Here is a 20,847-nt window from a genome sequence, read left to right on the forward strand (position 1 = left end):
CGTTCTATATACCTGTTTAACCTGGAACACGCTTAATACGTGCGCCTAATAACTGTAATTTTTCTTCAATACACTCGTAACCACGATCGATGTGGTAGATACGATCAATTACGGTGTCACCGTCTGCAACCAATGCAGCAATAACCAAACTTGCAGAAGCACGCAGATCGGTTGCCATAACAGGTGCTGCCTGTAAACGTTCGACCCCTTCTACAACTGCTGTATTGCCATCAATATTGATTTTAGCGCCCATGCGAATCATCTCTTGCATGTGCATAAAGCGGTTTTCAAATATTGTTTCTTTTAGAATACTGACACCTTCAGATACCGCATTCATCGCAGAGAATTGCGCTTGCATATCTGTTGGGAATGCAGGATAAGGCGCAGTAGTTACATTAACTGCTTTTGGACGCTGGCCTTTCATATCCAGTTCGATCCAGTCATCGCCCGTAGTTATGTGTGCTCCCGCTTCTTCAAGCTTTTGCAGAACAGCATCAAGAATGGCTGGCGATGTGTTTTTGATCTTTACCTTACCGCGCGTTGCCGCTACAGCTGCTAGGTACGTACCCGTTTCAATTCGGTCAGCAACCACAGGGAATTTACAACCGTGTAGTTTTTCAACGCCATTCACAACAATGGTATCTGTTCCGTGACCAGTAATGTCTGCACCCATGGCGATCAAGCATTCTGCAAGGTCTACCACTTCGGGTTCACGAGCAGCATTTTCAAGAATACTTTGGCCTTCGGCCAGCGTAGCAGCCATCAGAATATTCTCAGTACCTGTAACCGTTACAGTATCAAAGAATACTCGGGCACCTTTTAAGCGACCATTAGTTTTAGCACGGATATAACCACCTTCAACAACAACGTCTGCGCCCATTGCGCGTAGACCTTGAATATGAAGATCGACTGGGCGTGAACCGATCGCACAACCACCAGGAAGTGATACTTCAGCTTCGCCAAAGTGCGCCACCATAGGGCCCAGTACCAAGATTGATGCACGCATCGTTTTTACTAGTTCATAAGGTGCAACTAGTTTATCGATTGTGCTGGCATCAATTTCTACATTTAATTTTTCATCAATAACTAGCTCAACACCCATACGACGCAAAAGTTCAAGCATCGTCGTAATGTCATGTAAGTGTGGCAAGTTACAAATTGTAACTGGCTCAGACGCTAGCAAAGCGGAAGCAAGAATAGGTAACGCCGAGTTTTTAGCACCGGAGATGCGAACTTCACCTGTGAGCTGCTCGCCACCTGTAATAATAAGTTTATCCATGGTCAATCCAGTAAAAGGCGTTTAGTTCTGGGAAGCTTCCCACTGCGCTGGGGTGTATGTCTTAATCGTTAGAGCGTGAATCGTTCCATTTGCGATATGCTCATTCAAGCAAGCATAGACAAGCTGCTGACATTTAACCGGACGCAGCCCTTCAAACAGTTCACCTACAACGGTTACCTGAAAATCACACCCTTCACCTGCGGTTGTAACTACACAGTTCTCAAGTTGAGATTCCAGAATCTGCTTAACCTGTTCAGCCTGCATGCAAAGCTCCCGATAGAATACTTCTAGATAAAAATAAGGCGGAAATAATACCGGATCATGACAAAAAAGGCGATGCTAAGCATCGCCTTAAATCCAATATCACTGAATACTAATCAATTTGTTAGATCTTCTAGCCCAACCAATTTTGCAATACCCTGCATTTCTACAGGTAAGTTGATCGGCTCAAGCTCCAATTTATTGCGTTTTGCAAAACGTAAACAACACAGCCAAAAAGACAACGCAGAACTATCTACTGAAGTAACCTCGGCAAAATCTACTTGTGCCTTACCATTCAGTCCAGACAATAACGATTCGACCTGCTTACGAAGTTGCATTATCGCAGGGAATTTAAGCTCCCCTTCAATCGCAATTAACTGCGCTGACTTAATGCTAGCGTTTGTCATTAAGCACTTTCCTTGTCTGGGTCTACCTTATCTTTCCAGCTCGTAATAACTTTATCGACATTATTACGATTACGCTGCATCAGATCTGCAAACTGGTTTTTAAAGCTAAGTTTGATATTTACGCTGCCATCCAAAACAGCGTTCACTAATTTCCACTCATCTGCACTCTTTTTCATATAGTAGATCAGCGCAAACTTAGTACCATCTGCAGCAAAAACGTTTACAGTCACAATCTGCTTTTTCTCATCAGGGCTTTCTTTACGAGGTGGCACCATCTCGTAACGTTCAATCTTGAACCCGACAAGCGCTTTAGCGTAAGTTTTCAACAAAGTTGTTTTAAAAACACCACTAAACTGTTCACGCTGTTCCTTTGAAGCTCTACGATAGTACTTACCCATTACACCTTTTGCGATGTAATCGAAATCCACTACAGGAGAAAGGATAGTGTCAATTTCTGCAACTAATTGATCTTTCTGCTCTTCCTTTAGAAGCTCTTCATTTTCTAATAACTGAAGAACGTCTGAAGTAGCACCTTCAATCACTTTACCCGCCTCTTCCCATGATGCATAAGCATTGAAAGAAAACATGAAAGCAACGATCGCAGCCAAATGACCTAATCGATTAAAAACCTGCTGTAACATAATTACTCACTCGCTTCATTGAAGAGGAATTTACCGATTAACTCCTCCAGCACTAACGCTGATTGAGTATCTTCGATAAATCCACCATCACTAAGGTATTCCTCTTCGGCTCCAACGGTAACACCGATATACTGCTCACCCAGCAAACCTGCAGTTAGAATCGCTGCAGAACTATCGATGGAAAGAAAATCTACATCGCCATTAATTTCCATAGAAACTTTAGCGACCAACTGTTCCGTGTCTAGTTCAATGCTTGTAACTTTACCAATAGTGACACCAGACATTGTTACTTTTGCTCGAGGTGTCAGGCCACCAATATTTTCAAAGCGGGCATAAACAGTATAAGTATTGTCACTTGTAGACATACTTAAACCACTTACGTTCAACGCCAATCCTACCAACGCTAAAATACCTGCCAAAACAAAGGCACCTACGCTGATCTCCAAGACCCGCATACGCATATCAAAGTTCTCCAAACATTACTGCTGTAAGAATAAAATCTAGGCCTAACACCGCAAGGGATGAATAAACCACTGTTTTCGTTGTAGCCTGACTAATACCCTCCGAGGTTGGTATACAGTCATAGCCTTGGAATACAGCAATCCAAGTTACAACGAAGCCGAAGGCAACCGCTTTAATTAAGCCGTTAACAACATCTTCATAAAAGTCTACTGAGTTCTGCATATTGGCCCAAAAAGAGCCATCGTAGATACCCAGCCAATCAATACTCACCAAAGCGCCACCATAGATCCCTACGATTGCGAATATCGCCGCCAGAATAGGTAAGCAGATAAAGCCAGCCCAAAAACGTGGCGCAATAATGCGACGCAATGGGTCAACACCAATCATTTCTAAGCTAGAAAGCTGCTCTGTCGCTTTCATCAAGCCAATTTCCGCCGTTAAAGCAGAGCCAGCTCGCCCGGCGAAAAGCAAGGCAGTCACAACTGGGGCTAATTCTCTAACCAAACTCAACGCAACCATTTGCCCTACGGCTTGTTCAGATCCGTAATCGACAAGAATGGTGTAGCCTTGCAGACCTAGCACCATACCGATAAACAGACCCGATACGACAATAATAATCATCGACAGCACGCCAACGAAATAGATCTGTTTTACCAATAAAGGAAACATCATTAGCGGCTGCGGCTTGGCAATCAATGATTGAAATAGAATCATTGTTGCTCGCCCGAACGCCGCAAGCTTACTTAATGTCACATGCCCTAAGGAGGCTAATTTGTTCATTTCAAACCACCTTGTAGCAAATCATCAGCATAATCACCTGCAGGAAAATGAAACGGCACAGGGCCATCTGGCAAGCCGTGCATAAACTGTTTCACCTGTGGAGACTCTACTTCCAACAACTCTTCTGGCGTGCCCTGAGCAACGACTTTTGCATCAGCAAGAATAAATACGTAATCAGCTATACCTAAAGTTTCCTGAATGTCATGTGAAACAATGATGCTGGTATGGCCTAAAGAGTTATTTAGATGCCTGATGAGATTAACTAGCACACCCATTGCAATAGGGTCTTGACCAGTGAATGGTTCATCATACATTAAAATATCTGGATCTAATGCAATCGCTCGTGCAAGCGCAACACGTCGTGCCATACCACCCGATAGTTCGCTTGGCATTAGTTCATTAGCACCGCGCAAACCGACTGCATGAAGTTTCATCAATACGATATCGCGAATCATATCTTCAGATAGATTCGTGTGGACACGAAGAGGGAAAGCCACATTTTCAAATACGCTCATATCGGTAAAAAGAGCGCCGCTCTGAAAAAGCATACCCATACGTTCACGAACCGAAAACAGTTCGCTACGACTTAATTCTGGGATATTTTGACCATCAATCGAGATAGAGCCTGTATCGGGTTTCAACTGACCGCCAATCAATTTTAGCAGTGTTGTTTTACCGGTACCTGAAGGGCCCATGATTGCAGTAATTTTTCCGCGAGGTATTTTAAGATCGACATTACTATATATCGGCCTTTCACCTCGAGCGAAGCTCAACTGCTGAATATCGATGACTACATCATCAAACTGACTCATAAGATTCCATTTATAAAACGTGCAAAACAGCTTAAGTCCGTTCCACTGTTCAGGCTTTATTCAATAACCCCTACTTTGTGGGGCCGCAACTATACCATTTCGATATAAAAACGGGAATATTTACCTATAGTTACTTCGTGCCGATTTAAACAATAACTGCATTCTGTTTTAATAGCGTCCTTCATCTAATACTGGAACATATTTTCTTTATGCTTTACCCAATTTTGGCACTATTGGCCGGCTTAGTTTTATTAGTCTGGAGTGCAGATAAGTTTGTAGAAGGGGCTGCGGCGACAGCTAAAAATTTTGGTATGTCACCGATGCTTATCGGCCTGACAATTGTTTCATTTGGTACTTCAGCACCCGAAATTCTAGTTTCGATCATGGCTTCCACATCCGGAGCTGGAGACCTTGCAATTGGTAACGCACTTGGTTCTAACATTGCTAACATCGCACTGGTGCTTGGTATTACCGCACTTATTGCGCCTTTACCCGTAAAATCAGGCGTTCTTCGAAAAGAGCTGCCTCTCCTATTAGGCGTCACCCTACTTGCCGGTGTAATTCTTTTCGACCTGAATCTAAGCCGCATGGATGGCGTTATTCTGCTAATTGCCCTAGCAGTATGCCTTTATCTGTTTAATCGTTTTCAAAAAAATGCGCCTCAAGATGAATTGGCAAATGATCAAGAAGAGCTACCCGAACTGGAAACTAAAAAGGCAATTTTTTGGTTGATCGCAGGATTGGCTGTTCTAGCTGCAAGCTCTAGGTTACTTGTTTGGGGCGCAAGTGAAATCGCATTTGCAATGGGCGTTAGCAAACTCGTTGTAGGCCTTACAATCGTTGCCATAGGCACAAGCCTTCCCGAATTAGCTGCATCTGTAGCAAGCGCATTAAAGAACCATCACGACATCGCTATTGGCAACGTAGTGGGCTCTAACATTTTCAACCTTGTCGCAGTGATGGCAGTTCCAGGCCTTATTGCTCCAATTGGCATGGATGCAATCGTTCTACAACGAGACTATGTTGCTATGCTAGGCCTAACTTTTGCGCTGATGGCGTTCGCCCTTTGGCAAAAGCCCCCTTCTATCAGTCGATTTGAAGGCAGCCTTTTAACTGCTGCCTATGCAGGCTATCTGGTCCTGCTATACACTATGACCGTCTCTTAATTAACATAATAGGTTTCTGATGTCGCAACCTGATTTTCTCAGTTCAGCAAGACGTACGATTCAACTCGAAGCGGAAGCAGTTTCTGATTTAGTTAGCCATCTGGATGAGAATTTTATTCGTGCCTGCGAACTGATGTTTCAATGTACCGGCAGAATCATTGTTACAGGCATGGGGAAATCAGGTCACATCGGTAAAAAAATTGCTGCAACTCTAGCAAGCACTGGCTCCCCCTCCTTCTTTGTTCACCCTGGCGAAGCAAGTCATGGTGACCTAGGAATGATCACTTCAAACGATGTGGTTATCGCCCTATCTAATTCAGGAGAAACAGCCGAAGTCGTTACCATCATTCCTCTATTAAAAAGAATAAAGGCACCGCTTATAAGTATTACGGCAAATGCAGATTCAACCTTATCCACAGCTTCTGATGCAAACCTCCATATTGGCGTTGAAAAAGAAGCCTGCCCTCTTGGTTTAGCCCCAACTTCAAGTACTACAACTCAATTAGTGCTAGGAGATGCATTAGCTATAGCTCTTTTAGAAGCACGCGGGTTTAGCGCTGAAGATTTTGCTTTTTCCCACCCAGGCGGCAGTTTAGGACGAAAGCTACTCCTAAAAGTAAGCGATATTATGCATGCTGATCAGGACGTGCCGGAGGTTGAATCAGGAACCCTTTTACAAGAAGCACTTTTAGAAGTGACTCGTAAACGCCTAGGTATGACTACAATCGTAGATAAAGACGGCAAGTTACTCGGCATATTCACCGATGGAGATTTACGCCGGGCGCTAGATCAGAACGTAGATCTTAAAACCACAGCTATAGATAATGTCATGACTCGTAAAGGCACCACAGTCAGTAGCGAAGCCTTAGCTGCTGAGTGCCTACAAATAATGGAAGCCAAGAAGATAAACGCACTTATTGTGACGGATGAATCAAATAGACCAATTGGCGCTCTAAACATGCACGACCTACTTAAAGCAGGCGTAATTTAATGACAGTAACAACTTCTCTAAAGAACATTACACTTGCTGTTTTTGATGTAGATGGCATTTTAACCAACGGCCAGCTTCTTTTTCTCCCCAATGGTCAAGAGGTCAAGCAGTTCAATACACTGGACGGCCTTGGTCTAAAACTATTGATGGAAGCAGGAATCGAGACTGCAATCATTACAGGGCGTAGTTCCCCACAAGTAGAACTTCGCAGTAAATCACTGGGTATCCATTACCTATTTCAAGGCCGCGAAGATAAGCTTATCGCTTTAGAAGAGCTTTGGTCTAACACCTCACATAGTGCAGCTACAACTGCTTATATAGGTGACGATTTGCCGGACCTATCCGCTATTCGTCACTGCGCATTCGGCGCCTCTGTTCCAAACGGGCACGAATTGGTTAAGCAACATGCCGATTGGTGTAGCTTACGCAGAGGTGGTGAAGGGGCTGCAAGAGAATTTTGCGAGCATATCCTTGAAGCTCAAGGTAAACTTGAACAATTACATGCTAAGTACCTTTAAAAGTTCCTGCAAATGCCTGATCTAAGTAGTAAATTACGCATAATTATCGCTGCTGCCATTTTAATCCCAATACTACTGTATTGGGGATTTTCAGGCTCACCTCAAGAACACGGTACAACCAATACCCCCCTATCTGAAAAGATGGATTATTTTGTCGACCAAGCAGCGGTTAAAGAATGGGACATTAAGGGCAATCTAAAGCAAGAATTAACGACGCCGCGGCTAGAACATAGTCCGTCAGACAAACAAAATTTACTGATTGAACCTAAAAGCAATCTTTATCGATCCGACAACTCCGTTGTCAACATTTCTTCAGATACAGGCACAGCACAAGACGATAACAGCCGAATAGATCTTGCAGGTAATGTCATTGTTATTGATAATTCAAATGCGCGCTCGAGCAAAAAGCTAACCACCGAAGCGCTGACGATTTATCCCAAAAAAGATATCGCCGAAACAGACCTGCCAGTGAATTTAGAAACTGAACACACTCTAATGCAAGGCACTGGAATGGATATTAATTTCAACACCCGTGTTTTAAATTTGCATTCAAGGGTAGAAGGAACACATCAAAATGTTGATTAGGTTATCACAAACGCTTGTTGCACTATGTTTGCTTGCGTCGAATACCACTTTCGCCCTGCCTGATGATCAGGATAAGCCGATCTACATCACTGCAGATTCCGCTAGCATTAATGACACGACAGGCATCACCACCTATAAGGGCAATGTCATTATCAAGCAAGGCTCACTGCTGATCGAAGCAGCCCATGTAGATATGCACCGCGCCAACGAAGGTGTGGATAAATTAGTCGCTAAAGGCGCACCCGCTCACTTCCGCCAACAACAAGAAGTGAATGGTGACTTCAGTGATGCTTGGGGTAAACACATGGTGTACATGGTTAACAAAAAGAAATTAACCATTACGCAAAGTGCCAAAGTGGTACAAGGCAAAGACACCTTTACTGGCAATAAAATTGTTTATGACCTAGACAAATCAATTGTGGATGCTTTTGGTGCGACATCAAAAGACGCTAAAGAAAAAGGCCGTGTAAATATGGTCATTCAGCCCACTAAAAAGAAATAAGGCCTGCTGTAATGAGCTTATTGGAAGCGCGAAATTTAGCTAAGCGCTACAAAGGAAGAGAAGTAGTAAAAGACGTCTCACTTAAAATTAATAGCGGTGAGATTGTTGGGCTTCTCGGACCCAATGGTGCAGGCAAAACCACCTGTTTTTATATGATAGTCGGTCTTGTACAAGCAGACCGTGGCCAAGTTAAAATTAAAGATCAAGATATCACAGCCCTTCCTATGCACGGGCGTGCTCGTGAAGGCATTGGTTACCTGCCTCAAGAAGCCTCAATTTTTCGCAAACTATCTGTACAAGACAACTTGCTAGCGATACTAGAGACACGAAAAGATTTAGATAAACAAGCTATCAAGTCCAAAATGAATGAGCTTCTAGAAGAATTTCACATCACTCATATTCGCGATAGCCTTGGCATGAGCCTATCTGGCGGTGAACGACGTAGGGTTGAAATTGCCAGAGCCTTAGCAACCGAACCTGAATTTGTGCTTTTAGATGAACCTTTTGCTGGTGTTGACCCTATTTCAGTCAATGACATCAAACAAACGATTCGTCACCTTCAGTCCAAAGGTATCGGCATTTTGATTACTGATCACAATGTCAGAGAAACACTGGATATCTGCGAAAGTGCCTATATTGTCAGTGAAGGCACTATACTTGCCAATGGTAAGCCTGATGACATTATGAATAATGAAGCAGTGCGCGATGCGTATCTCGGTGATCAATTCACCTTATAAACCCATAGATAATAACTAGATGATTGTAGCCTCTGGAGTTAGTGCCGCCGTATTATGAAACAAGCGCTTCATTTAAAAATTGGGCAACAGCTCACAATGACACCACAATTGCAGCAAGCGATTCGCCTGCTGCAATTATCTACACTGGATCTTCAACAAGAGATTCAGGAGGCACTTGAAAGCAATCCTATGCTGGATGTATCTGAGGATGACAACACTTCTGATGCGCCATCTAATGAACAGGATAACAACCTAGAAACACATCAAAGCGCAGCTGCCGAAGAATTAGAGAATAACACTTCAACAGAACAGGACTTCGACGACACACCTGCGGCTGAAGATAATTGGAATGAGAGCATTCCTGAAGAGCTATCTACTGACAGTAACTGGGAAGACACCTATCAATCTTCCACACCAACGTTAAGTAAAGAAGATCTTGATTCGTTTGAATCAAATGACACAGCAGAAGAAACCTTACAAGATCACCTTCACTGGCAACTAAACTTGACGCCTATGAGCGATCTGGATCGACTCATTGCTACCAACATTATTGATGGCATTAATCCGGATGGTTATTTAACTGTTCCTCTTGAAGAGATTCATGAGCACTTTTTGGAACAAAATTCCGATGAGAGTGACGAAGTTGAACTTGATGAAATAGAAGCCGTACTGCATCGTATTCAACAATTTGATCCGGCCGGTATCGCTTGTCGCGACCTTAGTGAATGCTTAGCTATACAGCTTCGTCAACTTCCATCTGATACACCGTGGCGTAATGAAGCCATTAAAGTGGTCAATCAATACATCAAGCTTCTAGGCACCCACGACTATCGTCAATTAATGCGCAAGACGCGCCTAAAAGAGCCGCAGCTACAACAAGTTATTCAGCTCATTCAAAGCCTCAACCCCAAGCCTGGCGCTAGCATTAGCCAGACCGCTGCAGAATATGTCATCCCAGATGTCATCGTAACAAAACAACGCGGTGTTTGGACTGTTAACCTAAATCCAGAAGTTTCGCCTAAACTTAGAATAAACTCCGGTTATGCAGGTTTAGTAAAGCGCGCAGATAACAGTTCGGATAACACCTATCTGAAAAACCATCTTCAAGAAGCTCGTTGGTTTATTAAAAGCCTACAAAGCCGTAATGAAACACTATTAAAAGTGTCGAATGAGATCGTTAAACGACAATCAGGTTTTCTAGATCATGGCGAAGAAGGCATGAAACCCATGGTATTACACGATATTGCTGAAGCAGTAGAGATGCATGAATCAACGATCTCTCGTGTAACAACGCAAAAGTTTATGCACACACCACGCGGTATTTTTGAATTGAAATACTTCTTCTCCAGCCATGTCAGTACAGCAACAGGCGGAGCAGCATCTTCAACAGCAATCCGTGCCCTAATTAAAAAGATGGTTGCAGCAGAGAACACAGCAAAACCTTTGAGCGATAACAAAATCGCGCAGTTCCTCGATGAACAAGGATTCAAAGTTGCTAGGCGCACCATTGCAAAATATCGTGAAGCAATGGGAATTCCACCTTCTAATGAGAGAAAGCGTCTGGTTTAATAAAGAGATAATAAATAAGGACGGCGGCAAAACGCCTCCACTCAAGTAGGAGAGACCTATGCAGATTAATATTACTGGACATCATGTTGAACTGACTGATTCAATGCAAAACTACGTCCTAGAAAAAATGCAGAAAATTGAGCGTCACTTCGATAACATCACCAATGTTCAAGTAACACTAAGCATCGAAAAACAGCGCCAGAAAGCAGATGCGGAGATGCATGTCTCCGGTGCTCAACTGTTCGCAACTCACGAACACGATGATATGTATGCTGCAATTGACGGCCTGACTGACAAGCTAGACCGCCAAGTTATAAAACATAAAGAAAAACTCAAAAATCACAAATAGGCCTCCGCTACAACGTATTATGCTGGTCCATGAACTATTAACCCCCTCATGCACCCTATGTGGTCTTGAGGGGAGCAGTAAAAAACGAATCCTGGAAAAAGCATCTGAAATTATTTCAGAGCAAAACCCTAACCTAGAAGCATCTTGCATCTTCAACGGCTTACACGGCCGCGAGAAATTAGGTAGTACTGGCATAGGCGATGGCATAGCTATACCCCATTGCAGACTAGCTGACTGCAACGATGCCAAAGGCTACTTAATCAAATTAGCTCAACCAATTGATTTCGACGCTATAGATAACAAACCGGTAGACCTTTTGTTTGTTCTTTTGGTACCAGAAGATGCTACGTCTGAACACTTACAAACTCTTGCCGCGATTGCTGAGCTATTCAGCCAAGAGAGCGTACGGGAACAATTGAGAAGTGTTGAAGATAACGAAGCACTCTATCAGGCAATTTGCCAACTTAGTTCATAGGATGTGAAATGAAGCTTGTAGTGATAAGCGGTCGATCCGGTTCCGGCAAAAGTACGGCTCTACAAGCTCTAGAAGATATAGGTTTCTATTGCATAGATAACCTTCCAGCATTATTGCTACCTGATTTAGTCCAGCAAATGAGTAGTGAACCTAGTCATCCGGATCGCATAGCGGTCAGCATTGATGCGCGTAATCTACTCAGCAATCTTTCCAAATTCCCTCAAATTTTGCTTAACCTTCGCCAAGAACGATGGGCAGAATATGAAGTAATTTTCCTCGATTCATCTGAAGCTACGCTATTAAAAAGATACAGTTCAACCCGAAGAAAACACCCGCTTTCAGATGAACATAAGAATCTACAGCAGTCGATCCAATCCGAATCAGAGCTACTTGAACCCATTGCTAGCCTTGCGGATATCAGGATAGACACGACACGCCTCTCCCTTTATGACCTAAGGGATACAGTTAAACTCCGCGTAGCTAAACGAAAAGAGCAGACGCTTTCAGTTCAATTTGAGTCCTTCGGCTTTAAACATGGGGTACCTCTAGATGTCGATTTCGTATACGACGTCCGTGCGCTACCTAATCCCCATTGGATACCTGAACTAAGAAGATTTACGGGACAAGAGCAACCAGTCGAAGAGTTTCTGAACAATTCTCCTGAAGTTAACGAGATGATCAGCGACATTACAGAATTTCTATCTCGCTGGCTGCCCCGCTTTGCCGAAAACAATCGCAGCTATATAACAATTGGAATTGGATGCACTGGAGGTCAACATCGCTCTGTGTATATAAGCGAACGTCTGGCTTCCCATTTTTCACAGCGCATGGATAATGTTCATGTTCGCCATAGAGAATTGAGTTAACACTGATGCAAGAAAAAGAACTAGAAATCATAAATAAACTAGGTCTCCATGCTCGCGCCGCTGCAAAGCTAATCGGTGTTACTTCACGCTTCTCTGCTGATATCACTTTAGTAAAGGATGGTCGAGAAGTTGATGGAAAAAGCATAATGTCCGTTATGATGCTAGCTGCTAGCCAGGGCACTACTCTATGCGTAAAAACTCAGGGAGCAGATGAAGAAAGCGCTCTCATTGCCATCGAAGAACTAATCAATAATCGCTTCGACGAAGACGAGTAATAATTTTATACATATCATTGGGTTATCCCTGCCTTTACAATCCGCTATAATCAACGCGTTAGTAGACTTCCTATTTTTCACAGCATCGTGACGAATCATTAGCGACGGCATCTTATGGCGCAGACAGAAACCAAGTCTAATCTGGACAAGCTCAATGAAGCACTCGATTGCGGTGAATTTCGCCAGATTCGATTTACGCTAAACCGTGCACTTCGCCCGACCGAAGTAGCTCGCCTTATTGAGAAATCCCCACCAAAAGAACGTCAAATTCTATGGAACTTGATCTCTCAAGATTTAGAAGCCGAAGTTTTACAGCACCTTGGTGATGACATTCAGGCTGATATCTTAAGCCGAATGAATTCTGAAGAGGTTTTAGCGCTTACTGAATCATTAGATTCAGACGATATGGTTGATGTCCTTCAGCAGCTTCCAAACCGTGTCATGAAGGAAACCCTTCAGATCATGGATAAGCAAAACCGCCGCAGGGTTGAGCAACTTCTATCTTACCCAGAAGATACAGCTGGCGGCCTGATGAATACGGATACAACTACGATCCGTCCTGACATCAGTGTGGAAGCCACTTTACGTTATATCCGTCGTCACGATGAAATCCCTGAGATGACAGATAGTTTGATCGTTGTAAGCCGAAAGGATTCATATATTGGGCTGCTACCCTTAACTAAATTATTGGTGTCAGATCCATCCATCACGATCCGTGAAATAATGAATACGGATATTGAACCGATCAATGCTAGCATGCCAGATGATCAAGTAGCCTCTCTATTCGAAGAGCATGACTTAGTATCAGCACCTGTTGTTGACGATGATGGTAAACTTCTAGGCCGTATCACGATAGATGACGTTGTCGATGTCATCCGAGAGGATGCAGACCATTCTCTAATGAGCATGGCTGGTCTGGATGAAGATGAAGATACCTTTGCGCCAGTTCTGAAAACAACCAGACGCCGAGCCGTTTGGTTAGGCATCAATCTACTTACCGCTTTTATTGCCTCAGCCGTAATCGGTATTTTTGAAGATACGATTGAAAAAGTTGTAGCTTTAGCGGTCTTAATGCCGATTGTAGCCTCCATGGGTGGTATAGCCGGCTCACAGACCCTAACACTTGTGATACGTGGACAAGCATTAGGTCATGTAGAGCGATCAAACGCAGGCTGGCTATTGAACAGAGAGATTATCGTAGGTGCCCTCAATGGTATTTTATGGGCTCTGGTTATTGCAGTAGTCGCCACGCTCTGGTTCCAAGATATAAATATAGGCATAGTTATCGCCTTAGCCATAGTGATTAACCTCATAGCCGGCGCTATAGCAGGCACCCTACTGCCTATATGTCTAAAATCATTGGGTATAGATCCTGCGTTAGCAGGCAGTGTACTCTTAACAACTATTACTGATGTGGTAGGATTCTTTGCCTTTTTAGGTCTAGCCACAGTTTTCTACGCCTGAGAAATCACATGAGCGAAAACGACAATTTTGATCACCTACAGCCAGAATCTGAAGAGGAATGGCTGAGTAAAACTGATGTTAAAAAGCAGATGCATGCGCTGCAGGATTTGGGTGCAAAGCTAACGAAGCTCAATAAAGAGCAACTCGATAAGCTTTCATTAGATGACCGCTTACGCAGTGCAATCGATGAGTTTCACCGCATTAAATCTAATGGCGCTCAAAAAAGGCATCTGCAGTTTATCGGCAAACTGCTACGCACTGAAGATAGCGAAGAGATTGAACAAGCTATAGGACTATTCGAAGCAGGTCATCAGGCACATACCCAAGCGTTCCATAAATTAGAACGCTGGCGAGACCGACTGATAGGTGAAGGCAACAGCGCACTTCAAGCCTATGTTGCCGAACATGAAAATGCCGATATCCAGCATTTGCGTCAATTAATTCGTAATGCCCAAAAAGAACAGAAGCTGGAAAAGCCTCCTACTGCAGCCAGAAAACTGTTTAAATATTTACGTGAAGTAGACGGTGTTTAAAAGCCCGCTTTAGCTCTATGCTGCATGACAGGCATGGCATCTCGCCTGTCTTGCACGCCTTTTAAATCAATATCGGCTAACACTAAGCCCTCACCTGCAACCTCTTTAACCGCAAGTATCTCCCCCCAAGGATCAACAATCATCGAGTGCCCCCAACTTTTTCGGCTTGGACTGTGCTCTCCTCCCTGATTAGCAGCTAAGACATAGCATTGGTTCTCTATTGCCCGTGCGCGCAATAAGACCTCCCAATGCGCTTCCCCAGTAACATAGGTAAAAGCTGAAGGAACCGTAATTATCTCAGCACCCATTTGGCGCAATCTCTGAAACTGCTCTGGAAACCTGAGATCGTAACATATGGCTAGGCCAATACAGCCAAACGGAGTATCAACAGTAACGAGATCACTTCCCGCTTGAATAAAATCTGATTCCCTATAAGCTGCATGCGCATCAGCCACATCAACGTCAAAGAGGTGAATCTTATTATAAGAGGCTTTCAGCGCTCCTTGGCTATCAAAGACTAAGCAGCTAGCCCAAACTTTATCCTTTGTTTCACCACTTCCTTGGGTCAATACAGGTACACTGCCAGCCACAATCCAAAGGCTATATTTCTTTGCTAGCAAAGATAATAGATTGTGTATTCTTCGAGTTTTGACTTCATCCCTAGCTAAATCAATCAGAGCACGAGAATCTAGCAGCGCAAAATTCTCAGGCAAAAGCAATAAATGCGCCCCCGAGTTAGCAGCTTCTTCTACTAAGCATTCAACAGTCTCTAGATTAGTATCAACACTTTCCCCTGAAACCATTTGCGCAACTGCTAACTTAGCCATCATGAAGCTCCGAATCTGCCTTAGGCTGCTCTTTCTTTTGATTTAAATCTATATCAATTTCCGGATTACCCCAATCACCGCTCATACGATATTTCACCGTAGAGAACTTAGCCAAAGGATCACCAATCAACTTATCAAAAAGGAAAACCGCGCCTGCTACCTGCGGGGCGCCGAGCAATACACTTACTAGAGGAATGTTATCTGTAACAGGTAATGCGACTTCAATCTCTTTATCAACTGTTTCATTGATTAGATTCAAGCTACCACTCATAGCCATATTGGCGGAAGGCCCGGTCATCATGAAAGGTGCGGATGTATGCGCTATACCATTTTTAATAGAGTAATCTGCTTTCATCTCATCAAAAGCAACACCGGTTTTAACAAGATCGGTAAAGTCTAATCTAAGCCTGCGTCCTAATGATTGCAGATTTAAAATACCGAAGATACGAAGAATATTACCTGAATTACCGACATCCAGCAGACGCCCATTCTTGGCCGTAAACTGCATTTCACCATTCGACTTACCTATTTCAAACTTCCAAGGAGCTCCACTCCATGAAAGCTGTAAATAGGCATTTAGGCTTTTGGTTTCTAGGGTATCTGAGATACCCCATGCGTCGAGAACTTTACCAAAATCCTGACTATCTAGTTTTACTGTAAGGTCGGAGAGTTCTTTACCATTTTTATCCCAACGCAATTCGCCCCTAACCGAAGAACCATGCATATTGCCTGAAATATCTTTCACTACAGCCCCTGAAGGGGTTGGCCTTAAGATAAATCGCCAACTTCCCAAAGGAAGCTTATTGAGTTCGAAGTTGTCGACGCTAAAATCGAGCTTAGGTAAAACTGTAGGATCTACAGGCGGCGTGATCGCAGTACCACTCTGCTCACTATCACTTTCATCTTTCTCAATCCGGAGATGGCCTAGTTTTACCTTATAAGGCTTGTCAGAATCCTCTGGCATCCAGAGCTTACCACCTACTTGAGGACTATTAGCCGTTAACATCCAACCACCAACATCAGGTGTAAGAATTACTTTAAGCTTATCCAGCACAATATCTTCAAAACTAAACTGGCCAATCTGTAAATCGACTTCTTTTAATAAATTATCTGATTGCACTGCCTCAGATTTAACAGCCGTATTTCCGGTAAAACCAGCTGTTTGGAAAAACTGCTCCAACTGATCGTAATCGAGCATCGAAACTCGACCGTTTACCCAAATCCCTTGCGCTGTTGGCAAAGCAGGTCTCTCCCCACCTAAAGTAAAACGCCCTCTTGAGACCTTCTTATTGCTATTCAGCATTACGCCACGAAGTTGATTGCCTAAATTAAAACGCACAACACTTCGATCATCTTTAAATTGGCGGCCTAAATCACTGATGATGGTTAACTGACTGGACTGAGCAGCTGTTTTCGCAAGTGGCGACGGTGCTGATAAGGCAATACCTTTCAAATCACTCTTGATAACCAACTGATTACAGCTTTTACCCGGACACATATCCAATCGAGCACTATAAGAGAGTTTCCCTTGAGCAACCCTTAAAAGATCTAAGTCTAACCATTTTCGTAAATAGTCAGCTTTCACCGCACCACGAATATCTATGGCAGTTTTACGTTTCTGAGTACTAATAGCAGCAGTGATAGGTTGTTCAAACAATCTCGCATCAAGCTTCTTAGAGGAAAGGCCATTGGAGGAACTGTATCTCACAGATCCAGTGATATTAGAAAAATCAATTCCCTCTTGTTTGGAATGGAAACGCCCCTTTGCAATTGAGGAATTCACAACAACTTTTGGCGTTTTATTGCCCTTGAGAGGTAAATCAATCTCAATACGGGTCGCGGCATCACCTTCCATTTCCCAAGCCGCTAACTCATCACCGACCTCTTTTCGTAGCGGGCTTTGAGTCAATAAGCGTTCTATATCTTTTGTTGAGCCATTAACACTACCTGCTATAAGTAGTTTATCAGTAGAAACTGGTAGATGAACCCAAGCGAAATCAATATCAGAACTATAGATTTTCCCGCCTTTGGCCTCAGCAGTTAATTCTCCATTTCGAAAGAAAACGAAACTATCCGCCTTGTTAATTTCAGGCCAACCCGGCTGATATTCAAAAGACGCCTCACTCAGATCAAAGAACATCTGCACACTAGGTAACTGGTAATCACCCAATCGTGAGCGAGTAACACCATTTAGTACAAACCCCGCCTGATTGATATGCCCTTGCTTAATAGCTGCTACTAGCCAATCGTAAGTCTTTATACCCACTTCCTTTGGAGGAATGTAATATTTAGCATGCAAACCATCGCTGTTTTGCATACCGATTTGTAGGTTTAAAAGAGGCTGTTCGTCACGTGAAAAAGGCAGATAAATACTAAAGCGTCCAGACGCAGAAACACCTTCGTTTTTTAAACGAAGTAACTGGGAAGCAACCACCACGCCTTTGTCTTCAAAACGCCAACCTATTACACCTTCAGCATGTTGATACTGCCAGCGGTAATCAAACAACGTAGGGTATTGCATGATGAAATCATCGCTTTGTAGATGAATTTCTCCTCCAGCAATATCGGCTTTTAATAATCCGTTAATTCCTTTTAACTCAGGCACATCCCCCCAAGCATCAATACCTACATTGTTAAGGTCCGCAAGTAACTTAAAATCTGATAATTCAGCATCTTTGCCCCAAGACACCAATAAGTTTTCCAAAATCCCTTCCGCCGATAGCGTATCTACTACCTGAATAGCAGATTTCGATAAGAAAGGTTGTTTGATGATCAGATCCGATAAGCGCTGCAGATCAATACGGTCAACCATCAACTTTTGAGGCTTGATCGCAATCCCATTTCGAACAAGATCCAAGCTCATTCGGGGCAAGGTAAATTGCTCTTCAGCAGCGCCTATTATCAGATCGGTAATCTGCAACTGAAAGCTATGATCCCTTCGCACCAGCGCACTTTGAACGGCAAATTGCTCAAATACGTAGTCCTGATAAGCAAAGTTCTCTATGGAAGTTTTACCCGTTAGGTAAGCTAATTTTCCTTTATAGCTTTGTCCCCAAAATTCCTGTTCAGCCTGCAAACCATCTAATTGAACATCCAATAGGTTTAACCAAGGATTGAGCAACTGCTGATCAAGTCCAGATAGCTTTAGATAAAAATTCGCTGCCTTTTCTGTAGGATCACCTTCAACCTCAGCTACGAACTTCAGATCTGCTTTGCCCGACGCAGTCACTAGATCCGCGTCAACTTTAAGCTGATGCAATACACCATCATGTTGGAGATGTAATTGTATCGGCTCGATGATTATTTCATCGCCGCTTTTAGGAATAACAACAATACGCGTATCTTCAATATTGATCGCGCGCTGCATTAATAGAAAAGATAAAAGGTCGGAGCTTTTATGGGGTTTAGCGCCCCGCTCCGTTTTTGTTTCCGACGCAGGAATTTCTTGAGTTGATGTTGAATGATTTTTAGAAGCAACTGTGTGATCGTACTTAAGCGTCAGGCCTTGCAAGTCAAACTGGGAAAAGACAGGTGTAAGTGCCTTTAACGAAGCCCCTGTATCTAAAGCAACAACCCCCTCCAGCATACCAAAGGAAGCACCGGCTTCTGCTTCTATTTGATCTACCGATAGACCACGAACAGAAATAACTGGCTGCCAGCCTCGCCACTCACCTGCGATGCTTGAAATATGAACTTGCGCAGAAAGTTGTTCAGATAAACTTTGCTGGATATCTAGTCGATACTGATCAACATCTTCTACCAAGATTTTGATGCAGAACAGCAAGAGCGCCACAATTGCTGCAAGCGCAGCAAGTCCCCAATATAGGAACCAAAAGACAGAATGAGCGTGGCGTTTCACTAGCAATCCTTTTTAGCTTTAGCGCAAAACAACATCAAAGTTTTCAGCGTTATACATAGGCTCCACCTGGAAGCGAATCGTCTTGCCTATGAAAGCTTCTAACTCTGCAACGTGGTTGGAAGCATCATCAAGCAGATAATCAACTACAGGCTGCGCTGCTAACACTAAATAACTATCTGTGTCATAGGCCCTATGCTGGCGAAGAATTTCACGGAAAATCTCATAACAAACCGTTTCAGGCGTTTTAATTGATCCTCGCCCCTGACATTCGCTACAAACATCACAGAGCACCTGCTCCAAACTTTCACGGGTGCGCTTACGGGTCATCTCAACCAAACCAAGATCGGATACACCTGTAACTTTACATTTCGCATGGTCGCGCTCTAGTACCCGTTCTAGTGTTCTTAGTACCTGACGCTGATGATCGGCATCTTCCATATCGATAAAGTCGATAATGATAATACCGCCAAGGTTACGTAAGCGAAGCTGACGACCGATCGCCGTTGCAGCCTCAAGGTTCGTTTTAAAGATCGTTTCTTCAAGATTGCGATGACCAACAAACGCACCGGTATTCACATCAACCGTCGTCATCGCTTCTGTTTGGTCAAAAATAAGGTAACCACCGGACTTTAGCTCTACCTTGCGTCCTAAGGCTCTTTGAATTTCCTCTTCAACATTAAAGAGGTCAAAAATAGGCCGTTCACCCGGATAATACTCAAGCGTATCAGCAACTTCAGGCACCAACGTTTTTACAAAGTCTTCCGCTTTTTGGAACGTCTCTTTAGAATCAATTCTGATTTTCTCTAAGCCTGAGTGCGCCATATCTCGCAGCGCCCGCATATTCAGTGGAAGATCCTCATAGATGACACTTGGCGCTTTAGCGGTTGCGATTTTCGCTTTAATCGAAGCCCACAAACGTCTTAAAAACTGAGTATCTGCTTCCAACTCTGCTTCTGCAGCGCCCTCAGCCACCGTACGTAAGATAAACCCAGCAGGCTCGCCATCATCGGTGGATACAAGTTTTTTCATGATCCCACGTAATCGATCACGCTCTTCCATATCTTCTATTCGTTGGGAAACACCAACATGACTGTTACCGGGCATACACACCAAATAACGAGAAGGAAGTGAAAGGTGGGTCGTCAAGCGAGCGCCTTTAGTACCAATAGGATCTTTAGTCACTTGAACAAGCAAAGATTGACCTTGACGAAGCACTTGAGCAATAGAGGTATTGGCTTTTTCTTCATGCGTGGCACTTTGAGAAAGCACCTCTTCAACGTGAATAAATGCAGCACGCTCCAAACCAATATCTACAAATGCAGCCTGCATACCTGGTAAAACGCGTACAACTTTACCTTGGTAAATATTGCCGACAATACCTCTACGGTGAACACGCTCTACATATACTTCTTGCGGCATCCCATTTTCGATAACCGCAACCCGAGTTTCCATCGGTGTAAAGTTGATCAGTATCTCTTCGCCCATGCCC

General features: G+C 43.5%; 23 protein-coding genes. 13 read left to right on the plus strand and 10 right to left on the minus strand.

Features of this window, described 5'->3' with window-relative positions:
• Positions 1 to 16: 16 nt before the first annotated feature.
• The 7 genes from murA to ACMXYU_RS12350 all read right to left on the minus strand — a co-directional run bounded on the left by murA (position 17) and on the right by ACMXYU_RS12350 (position 4,642).
• Complete coding sequence (gene murA, locus ACMXYU_RS12320) at positions 17 to 1,279, minus strand: UDP-N-acetylglucosamine 1-carboxyvinyltransferase (protein ID WP_415882001.1); 1,263 nt, start codon at positions 1,277 to 1,279, stop codon at positions 17 to 19.
• Positions 1,280 to 1,300: 21 nt separating this feature from the next.
• Entirely contained in the window at positions 1,301 to 1,543 is a 243-nt protein-coding gene (locus tag ACMXYU_RS12325; RefSeq protein ID WP_415882002.1) for a BolA family protein, read from the minus strand.
• A gap of 113 nt (positions 1,544 to 1,656) precedes the next feature.
• The gene (locus ACMXYU_RS12330; protein WP_415898908.1) at positions 1,657 to 1,947 is read right to left on the minus strand and encodes an STAS domain-containing protein; all 291 of its coding nucleotides are present in this window, start codon (positions 1,945 to 1,947) and stop codon (positions 1,657 to 1,659) included.
• Positions 1,947 to 2,588, minus strand: coding sequence for an MlaC/ttg2D family ABC transporter substrate-binding protein (locus tag ACMXYU_RS12335; protein WP_415898909.1), 642 nt, complete (start codon positions 2,586 to 2,588; stop codon positions 1,947 to 1,949). The genes ACMXYU_RS12330 and ACMXYU_RS12335 overlap by 1 nt, the downstream gene beginning before the upstream one ends.
• Before the next feature lie 2 nt (positions 2,589 to 2,590).
• Positions 2,591 to 3,049, minus strand: coding sequence for an outer membrane lipid asymmetry maintenance protein MlaD (gene mlaD, locus ACMXYU_RS12340; protein ID WP_415898910.1), 459 nt, complete (start codon positions 3,047 to 3,049; stop codon positions 2,591 to 2,593).
• A 1-nt stretch (position 3,050) separates the two neighbouring features.
• Positions 3,051 to 3,830 carry a lipid asymmetry maintenance ABC transporter permease subunit MlaE gene (gene mlaE / locus ACMXYU_RS12345; protein ID WP_415882006.1) on the minus strand — a complete coding sequence of 260 codons (780 nt, stop codon included), beginning with the start codon at positions 3,828 to 3,830 and terminating at the stop codon, positions 3,051 to 3,053.
• Entirely contained in the window at positions 3,827 to 4,642 is an 816-nt protein-coding gene (locus ACMXYU_RS12350) for an ATP-binding cassette domain-containing protein (RefSeq protein WP_415898911.1), read from the minus strand. Before ACMXYU_RS12350 ends, mlaE begins: the two co-directional genes overlap by 4 nt.
• 209 nt (positions 4,643 to 4,851) lie before the next feature.
• Here ACMXYU_RS12350 and ACMXYU_RS12355 point away from each other — a divergent pair, with 209 nt between their 5' ends.
• The 13 genes from ACMXYU_RS12355 to yjgA all read left to right on the plus strand — a co-directional run bounded on the left by ACMXYU_RS12355 (position 4,852) and on the right by yjgA (position 14,672).
• On the plus strand, positions 4,852 to 5,808 hold the full coding sequence (locus tag ACMXYU_RS12355) for a calcium/sodium antiporter (RefSeq protein WP_415898912.1): 957 nt from the start codon (positions 4,852 to 4,854) through the stop codon (positions 5,806 to 5,808).
• A 19-nt stretch (positions 5,809 to 5,827) separates the two neighbouring features.
• Positions 5,828 to 6,799 carry a KpsF/GutQ family sugar-phosphate isomerase gene (locus ACMXYU_RS12360; RefSeq protein ID WP_415898913.1) on the plus strand — a complete coding sequence of 324 codons (972 nt, stop codon included), beginning with the start codon at positions 5,828 to 5,830 and terminating at the stop codon, positions 6,797 to 6,799.
• The gene (locus ACMXYU_RS12365; RefSeq protein WP_415898914.1) at positions 6,799 to 7,317 is read left to right on the plus strand and encodes a KdsC family phosphatase; all 519 of its coding nucleotides are present in this window, start codon (positions 6,799 to 6,801) and stop codon (positions 7,315 to 7,317) included. The genes ACMXYU_RS12360 and ACMXYU_RS12365 overlap by 1 nt, the downstream gene beginning before the upstream one ends.
• A 12-nt stretch (positions 7,318 to 7,329) precedes the next feature.
• Positions 7,330 to 7,902, plus strand: coding sequence for an LPS export ABC transporter periplasmic protein LptC (gene lptC / locus ACMXYU_RS12370; protein WP_415898915.1), 573 nt, complete (start codon positions 7,330 to 7,332; stop codon positions 7,900 to 7,902).
• Positions 7,892 to 8,404 (plus strand): lipopolysaccharide transport periplasmic protein LptA, encoded by a 513-nt coding sequence (gene lptA, locus ACMXYU_RS12375; protein ID WP_415898916.1) that lies wholly within the window; start codon positions 7,892 to 7,894, stop codon positions 8,402 to 8,404. Before lptC ends, lptA begins: the two co-directional genes overlap by 11 nt.
• An 11-nt stretch (positions 8,405 to 8,415) precedes the next feature.
• Positions 8,416 to 9,141, plus strand: coding sequence for an LPS export ABC transporter ATP-binding protein (gene lptB, locus ACMXYU_RS12380; RefSeq protein ID WP_415898917.1), 726 nt, complete (start codon positions 8,416 to 8,418; stop codon positions 9,139 to 9,141).
• A gap of 54 nt (positions 9,142 to 9,195) precedes the next feature.
• The gene (locus ACMXYU_RS12385; RefSeq protein ID WP_415898918.1) at positions 9,196 to 10,710 is read left to right on the plus strand and encodes an RNA polymerase factor sigma-54; all 1,515 of its coding nucleotides are present in this window, start codon (positions 9,196 to 9,198) and stop codon (positions 10,708 to 10,710) included.
• A 58-nt stretch (positions 10,711 to 10,768) separates the two neighbouring features.
• Positions 10,769 to 11,059 (plus strand): ribosome hibernation-promoting factor, HPF/YfiA family, encoded by a 291-nt coding sequence (gene hpf / locus ACMXYU_RS12390; RefSeq protein ID WP_415882015.1) that lies wholly within the window; start codon positions 10,769 to 10,771, stop codon positions 11,057 to 11,059.
• A gap of 16 nt (positions 11,060 to 11,075) precedes the next feature.
• The gene (ptsN, locus tag ACMXYU_RS12395; protein WP_415901122.1) at positions 11,076 to 11,534 is read left to right on the plus strand and encodes a PTS IIA-like nitrogen regulatory protein PtsN; all 459 of its coding nucleotides are present in this window, start codon (positions 11,076 to 11,078) and stop codon (positions 11,532 to 11,534) included.
• Positions 11,535 to 11,542: 8 nt separating this feature from the next.
• Entirely contained in the window at positions 11,543 to 12,400 is an 858-nt protein-coding gene (rapZ, locus tag ACMXYU_RS12400) for an RNase adapter RapZ (RefSeq protein ID WP_415898919.1), read from the plus strand.
• A 5-nt stretch (positions 12,401 to 12,405) separates the two neighbouring features.
• Entirely contained in the window at positions 12,406 to 12,675 is a 270-nt protein-coding gene (locus ACMXYU_RS12405) for an HPr family phosphocarrier protein (protein ID WP_415898920.1), read from the plus strand.
• A gap of 114 nt (positions 12,676 to 12,789) precedes the next feature.
• Entirely contained in the window at positions 12,790 to 14,139 is a 1,350-nt protein-coding gene (gene mgtE, locus ACMXYU_RS12410; protein ID WP_415898921.1) for a magnesium transporter, read from the plus strand.
• Between the two features lie 8 nt (positions 14,140 to 14,147).
• Positions 14,148 to 14,672 (plus strand): ribosome biogenesis factor YjgA, encoded by a 525-nt coding sequence (gene yjgA / locus ACMXYU_RS12415; RefSeq protein WP_415898922.1) that lies wholly within the window; start codon positions 14,148 to 14,150, stop codon positions 14,670 to 14,672.
• Here yjgA and ACMXYU_RS12420 read toward each other — a convergent pair.
• Genes ACMXYU_RS12420 through rng form a run of 3 tightly spaced genes read right to left on the minus strand, consistent with a single transcriptional unit; the run spans position 14,669 to position 20,843 of the window.
• Positions 14,669 to 15,499 carry a carbon-nitrogen hydrolase family protein gene (locus ACMXYU_RS12420; protein WP_415898923.1) on the minus strand — a complete coding sequence of 277 codons (831 nt, stop codon included), beginning with the start codon at positions 15,497 to 15,499 and terminating at the stop codon, positions 14,669 to 14,671. The two genes, yjgA and ACMXYU_RS12420, sit on opposite strands and share 4 nt — an antisense overlap.
• Entirely contained in the window at positions 15,492 to 19,358 is a 3,867-nt protein-coding gene (locus ACMXYU_RS12425) for a YhdP family protein (RefSeq protein ID WP_415898924.1), read from the minus strand. The genes ACMXYU_RS12420 and ACMXYU_RS12425 overlap by 8 nt, the downstream gene beginning before the upstream one ends.
• 18 nt (positions 19,359 to 19,376) lie before the next feature.
• Complete coding sequence (gene rng / locus ACMXYU_RS12430) at positions 19,377 to 20,843, minus strand: ribonuclease G (RefSeq protein WP_415898925.1); 1,467 nt, start codon at positions 20,841 to 20,843, stop codon at positions 19,377 to 19,379.
• Between the last annotated feature and the right edge of the window lie 4 nt (positions 20,844 to 20,847).

Source organism: Neptuniibacter sp. QD48_11 (genome assembly GCF_047778095.1).
Classification (GTDB): domain Bacteria; phylum Pseudomonadota; class Gammaproteobacteria; order Pseudomonadales; family Balneatricaceae; genus Neptuniibacter.